Source organism: Candidatus Desulfatibia sp. (assembly GCF_036446775.1).
In the GTDB taxonomy this organism is placed as follows: domain Bacteria; phylum Desulfobacterota; class Desulfobacteria; order Desulfobacterales; family UBA11574; genus Desulfatibia_A.
Map to the genome: position 1 here is coordinate 1 of NZ_JAZFTO010000150.1, position 5,703 is coordinate 5,703.

6 protein-coding genes and 1 pseudogene are annotated in these 5,703 nt (G+C 44.9%); all 7 read left to right on the forward strand.

Annotated features, from left to right (window positions below):
* Positions 1-266 precede the first annotated feature (266 nt).
* The gene (locus V3S16_RS07475; RefSeq protein WP_413884049.1) at positions 267-1,595 is read left to right on the forward strand and encodes a GumC family protein; all 1,329 of its coding nucleotides are present in this window, start codon (positions 267-269) and stop codon (positions 1,593-1,595) included.
* Positions 1,596-1,769: 174 nt separating this feature from the next.
* A complete protein-coding gene (locus V3S16_RS07480) occupies positions 1,770-1,955 on the forward strand; it encodes a hypothetical protein (RefSeq protein ID WP_413884050.1) in 186 nt (61 codons plus the stop codon).
* Between the two features lie 255 nt (positions 1,956-2,210).
* Positions 2,211-3,290, forward strand: coding sequence for a PAS domain S-box protein (locus V3S16_RS07485; RefSeq protein WP_413884051.1), 1,080 nt, complete (start codon positions 2,211-2,213; stop codon positions 3,288-3,290).
* A 58-nt stretch (positions 3,291-3,348) separates the two neighbouring features.
* Positions 3,349-3,498: pseudogene (locus tag V3S16_RS07490) on the forward strand (response regulator); the annotation flags it as partial.
* A gap of 766 nt (positions 3,499-4,264) precedes the next feature.
* Positions 4,265-4,471 carry a DUF433 domain-containing protein gene (locus V3S16_RS07495; RefSeq protein ID WP_413884052.1) on the forward strand — a complete coding sequence of 69 codons (207 nt, stop codon included), beginning with the start codon at positions 4,265-4,267 and terminating at the stop codon, positions 4,469-4,471.
* Between the two features lie 2 nt (positions 4,472-4,473).
* The gene (locus V3S16_RS07500) at positions 4,474-4,698 is read left to right on the forward strand and encodes a hypothetical protein (RefSeq protein ID WP_413884053.1); all 225 of its coding nucleotides are present in this window, start codon (positions 4,474-4,476) and stop codon (positions 4,696-4,698) included.
* Complete coding sequence (locus V3S16_RS07505) at positions 4,698-4,982, forward strand: type II toxin-antitoxin system YafQ family toxin (protein ID WP_413884054.1); 285 nt, start codon at positions 4,698-4,700, stop codon at positions 4,980-4,982. Before V3S16_RS07500 ends, V3S16_RS07505 begins: the two co-directional genes overlap by 1 nt.
* Positions 4,983-5,703 lie beyond the last annotated feature (721 nt).

The following is a 5,703-nucleotide window of genomic DNA, read 5'->3' on the forward strand; positions in this document are numbered from 1 at the left end:
CCCGATTGCAGGACTGTTTTAAAGCCCGGATACGAAGCAAGACCTTTGAAATTTACAAAGGTCTCGAAGCACATGCGCGCAACAGCGCGCGACCTTTGCAAAGTGCTGCTTTCGTATTCGGGCTTTTTTTGTTTCAGGCGCCGACACCCGCGGCCTCTGGCTCCGCTTCCAGCCCGTAGGGCTTACAGGCCGGAGGGTAGAACCTACGCCTCAGAGAGAGAACGCCGTGCAGGGCAAAAAGGGCCATTTATGGCTGGACACTAACTATGACCCACAAAAATAAAAATACCGCCGACCTGGAAAAACCGTACATAAATCAAAAGCCCCAAATCCATTTTGATGATCATGAGGATGAAATCAACCTGCTCGATTTGTTTCAGGTGGTTTTAAAACGCAAAAAAATGATCGCGCAGATCGTCGGTGGAGCGATTATACTTTCCGTTGTGTATATCCTTTTACTTCCCAAGATATATACAGCCACAGCCCGCATTCTCCCACCCCAGAAAGCGAGCGGCGGCGTATCATCCCTTTTATCGCAGGCCGGCGGCATGCTGGGGGGCCTGGCCGGGGGCTTGATCGGCGGCGGTTCCAGCTCGGACCTTTACGTGGGTATTTTAAAAAGCCGAAGCGTCGCCGACAATCTAATTGAAAAATTTGACCTCCAGGAACTTTACGACCAGAAATACAGGGAAGACATATACAAAAAGCTTGCCAAGCGCACCAGCATCAGCGTTTCGCGCAAGGACCAGATTATCAGCGTAGCGGTGGAAGCCCGGCAGCCCCGGCGGGCGGCCGATATGGCCAACGCCTATGTGCAGATGCTGGACAAAATCAACCGGACCGTGAACATCACAGCCGGGCACAGAAAAAGGGTCTTTCTGGAAAATCGTCTTAAAAATGTAAAAAAAGACCTTGCCAAAGCGGAAACAGTCCTTAAAGAATTTCAGGAAGAGTATAAAATTGTGGCCCTTGAAGAGCAGGCCAAGGTGGCCATAGAAAGTGCCGCCAAAATTAAAGGTGAGATTATCACCACTCAAACGGAACTGGAAGTGTTGAAGCAATTCGGTACCGAGCGACAGAACGAGGCGGTCATGCTCAAATCAAAAATCGCCGAACTCTATAGCCAGCTGCGCAAAATAGAAACAGGTACACCGGGAAACAGCCCCTTGAAAAAATCCAATCCAGGCAAAGAAAATTCAAACCTGTTCATCCCTTTTAATAAAATGCCCGCTCTCGGCCTTGAACTGATGCGCCTTATGCGTGAAGCCAAGATCCAGGAAAAAGTCTTTGAACTCATGACCACCCAGTACGAGCTGGCCAAAATTGAAGAAGCCAAGGACGTCAACACCATCCAAGTTTTGGACAGGGCCGTCGCTCCGGACAAAAAGTCAAAACCCAAGCGCAGATTAATTGTGATGTTAGCCACCTTCATGGCTTTTTTTACGGCTGTTTTCACGGCCTTTGCAATGGAGTTCATCGAGCGCGTACGAACCGAAGACCCGGAACGCAGCCGGCAGTTCAAAGAACATTACCGCCCGATCAAAGAATATTGCTTGCAGGCCAAAAAATATTTGATGTTCTGGAAATCATCTTAACCCGTAACCCCCGAACCTCTGAACCCTGAATCTTTGAACCCCTGAACCCTGAACCCTGAACCCTGAACTCTGAACCCTGAACCTTTGAACCCCTGAACCCTGAACCCTGAACCCTGAACCCCTGAACCCTGAACCTTTGAACCCTGAACCCCTGAACCAAGGAACCTTTAACAAATGCAAAGAGATGTCAAAAATATTCCTTCAGATTCAATGAAGAACATCCACCAGGCACAGGAAAAAATTATCCGGAGCCTGCAAAAATTAGCAAAGGATAAGTTCACAGGCCAGGTGATAATCAAACTGGTGATGAATCAAGGCGGAATTAGAGACTCCAGGATTATCCTGGAAAAATCATTCTAAAAAACCCGGATTCTTTAAAATCCCTGTAATTGCAGAACTGTTTTAAAGCCCGGATACGAAGCGAGACCTTTGAAAAATGCAAAGGTCTCGAAGCACACGCGCAACAGCGCTGCTTTCGTATTCGGGCTTTTTTTGTTTCAGGGTCAGATATTTTGGTATTGGCAGTGCCGTGATCATCTATCCGTCTATTATTTATTTAGACAGGATCTACAAGATTTTCAGGATTTTTTAGTTTTGTCTTAAACCGGTACAGGGTTGTACAAGCTGAGACATTGCCTGAAATGCGATGTTGAGCATAATTTTCTACCGCCGATTCTTATGACGATCCTTTCTTTTAAAGAACAGTTTATGGTCGGCAAACCGACCTATAAAGAATTGCACCAACGAGTAAGAGCGTTGGAGCAAGAAATTATTGAATCCAAGTGTGCCTTTGCGCGTGATCTTTCCGAGCGCAAAAAAGCCGAGGAGGCACTGCGCCGGAGCGAGCAGCACTACCGTGCAATCTTCAAGCAGGCGGCGGATTCTGTTCTGATCATCGATCTACAGACCGGAAAATTACATGCCTTCAATGATCGAGCTCACCAGATCCTGGGCTATAGCCGCCAAGAATTTGCAAAGCTTAAGGTTTCCGATATTGAGTCTGTTGAGCCCGGCGTGCCGGCGTGTATGAACGCGGAACAAGTCCTAAAGGAGCATACCGGCATGTTTGAAACCAAACATAAGACCAAAGAGGGCCAAGTGCGGGACATGCTGGTAAGCTGCCGAGTTATTACCATTCATGGGGAAAACTACTTACAATGCATATGTCGCGACATCACCGAGCGCAATAAGGCCGAACAGGCTCTACAGAAAGCTAAAGACCAACTGGAAAGTCGGACTAAGCTGCAAACCAGAGAATTGGAAACCAAAACCAGACATTTTGAAGAACTAAACGTGACCTTGAATGTTTTATTACAACAAAGAGAAGCAGATAAAAAAGCTTTGGAAGAAAATATTTTATCCAATATGAAAAAGTTGATTGTACCTGTTTTGAATAGGTTGAAAAATTTTTCTTTAAACGCTAGGCAAAAAGAATATTTGGGCCTCCTGGAATCAAATTTAAACGAAATTATTTCACCATTTGCTTACAAACTATCATCAAAATTTGTCAATCTTACCGCTGCTGAAATGCAGGTGGCGGATTTTGTAAAACAAGGTATGTCTACAAAAGAAATAGCGAGATTGTTGAGTGTTTCCGTTAAAACCATCAATACCCACAGGGGAAACATTAGAAGGAAGATCGGCATCAATAACAAAAAAACAAATCTTAAGTTCCACCTTTCTTCGCGTTTATAATGCCAAATATTTTAGTTATTGAAGATAATGAAAGTAGTTCACTGATCTCACAGCGGCACTAACAAGCGTCGGCTTTAATGTAGAAATAGCAGCAGATGGTTTAGAAGGAATAAAAAAATTTGATGCCGGCAGTTTTGATTTGGTTATAACGGATATTTTAATGCCGAAGCTTGGCGGCATTGGTGTGGCGGAGAATGAGCAATCGTGACTTCCTGTTCCACGTTCTCTGCTCTTTGTTTACCTAACCTGTCCCGTATTTATTCTTTAACCCTACAACGAATCGATCAATCAACTATTCAACTACTTAACCATTTGACCAACACAGGCCATTTAAGTTGTGCACCTTCTGCACGAACGTCCCCGCGCTAGCGGATGATTCTTTCTCAGCTTCATCAGGTGTTTTCACAAGGCGAACGCCGCAACCTGAGAAAAAGATCCTGAAAATCCTGCCTTGCCGCGGCGTAGCTTTAGCGAAGACGGGTAAATCCTGCCAAAAACAATATTCTCTGTGATCTCTGCCTGTTGGAGCGTAGCGGAAATCCCGCTAGCGGGGCCCAATTAAATGTTTATCCAGTTAAATTCGAAGACCATTTAACCGGGGCCTGCCCTGTTCAATTCCGAAGGACAGCGCAGCGTATTTAACCGGGGCCTGCCCAGTTAAATCTTAGTTGACCTTATTTAACCGGGGCCCCATCCTATTTAATCGGGGTAGGTAGGAACTATCGTACTGGGGTGGAATTCGAAGACCATTCCATCGGGGCTCTAAGCTATTTCATCCAGCAACCAGTAATCAGCGATCAGTTACCCCTGAACCCCTTACTAAAGCTCGTGGTAACGAAGCGGACATCTCGCTGAAAGCGGGGTATCCAGCATCCAGAATCGAGTATCCAGCATCTCCATAACTCTGATTGACACAAATTATTTATTCGGATATCATTAAAGAAATTAATCATAGGAAATTTATGGTGATTACGATGAATCGAATTGAACTTAATCCAAAAGTTTGCAATGGCAAGCCTGTTATCAAAGGAACTCGGATTCCTGTTTCTGTTATTCTGGAACAAATAGCAGAGGGTGAAACCTGGAACAAATTGCTTGCCGGTTACCCGGAATTAAAAAAAGAAGATGTCCAGGCAGCTTTTATAAAACAAACCTTTACTGAAATAGGATTGCAAGGATAAAAATGAGCACACACCAAGAAACATCATTTCAAAAGGCTATTGACGTCGTAGAGTCTCTGCCTTTTGATGATCGTGAAGAACTTCTTGAGATACTTAGAATGCGTATTGCCGAACAAAGGCGCGATGAAATTGCAGCCAATGCTCGGGAAGCTTTGCAAGCTGTTAGGGAAAAGCGGGCAAAATTCGGAACAGTCGAGGATTTAAAAAAAGATCTCTTGGAAGATTGATGTACACGCTATCATGGTCAAGCGGATTTCGACGTGGGTTTAAGAAAGCGACACGGAAAGATCCGGTATTACAGGAAAAGATTTTCTCCGTGTTGGAAAAACTATCCAGAAAACCGTTTGATCCTGCACTTAAGACCCATAAGCTGCATGGAAAACTAATTGGACTTTGGGCCTGCCATGTTGAGTATGATTGTCGTATTGTGTTTGCCTTTGAAAAAGATCCGGATACCGAAAAAGATTTGATTGTTTTGGCGGATATCGGAAAACATGACGAGGTGTATTGAGCCATGTTTTCCCCGCCTGCCCAACCTGCCCCGTTCAATTTTTACCCAGCCTGCCCAACCTGCCCCGCCTGTGGTAGCGCAGCGGACATCCCGCTAGCGGGGCCCAATTAAATGCCCCATCCTATTTAATCGGGGTAGGTCCCCGTGGAATAACCGGGACAAGTCCGGCAGATCGTACTGGGGTGGAATTAAGTTTTGGTTGTTATTCCATCGGGGTTAAACCATGCGTTTTCTTTTGTTTCACCGGGACCGAAGGACAGCGAAGTTTATCCCGTGGAATTGCTCCGCAGGAGCACCCGAAGGAATTCAACTGGGGCGTATTTAACCGGGGCCTGCCCAGTTAAATCTTAGTTGACCTTATTTAACCGGGGTGAGATACAGAAATAAAAAAGGTTTTAAAAAGCTTAAAAACCCCAGCCGCCTTGTCCGCGGAATTACATTAGGAGCATTAACAGGCATTACTGCCATCCTGTTTCACATCATCGCCGACTTTAATCTCCACATACCGGCCAATGCAATCTTGTTCACAATTCTATCAGTTATCAGTATCCAACTTTCAGCTTTTACACTTTGAGCCTTAACAGTCAAACAGAATAGAAATATCGTTAATGAAAAGGGTTGGAAAAATGAATAACTGTCCCCAAAATCAGGCAGGTGAATTATGAAAAAGCATGAAAGAATTACTATTGACCCTAACATTATGAAATTTCTGGCTGATGAA

Bases quoted from the DNA above. Each gene is read 5' to 3' on its own strand.
- V3S16_RS07475 (WP_413884049.1), top strand. From the start codon at position 267: ATGACCCACAAAAATAAAAATACCGCCGACCTGGAAAAACCGTACATA.
- V3S16_RS07480 (WP_413884050.1), top strand. From the start codon at position 1,770: ATGCAAAGAGATGTCAAAAATATTCCTTCAGATTCAATGAAGAACATC.
- V3S16_RS07495 (WP_413884052.1), top strand. From the start codon at position 4,265: ATGAATCGAATTGAACTTAATCCAAAAGTTTGCAATGGCAAGCCTGTT.
- V3S16_RS07500 (WP_413884053.1), top strand. From the start codon at position 4,474: ATGAGCACACACCAAGAAACATCATTTCAAAAGGCTATTGACGTCGTA.
- V3S16_RS07505 (WP_413884054.1), top strand. From the start codon at position 4,698: ATGTACACGCTATCATGGTCAAGCGGATTTCGACGTGGGTTTAAGAAA.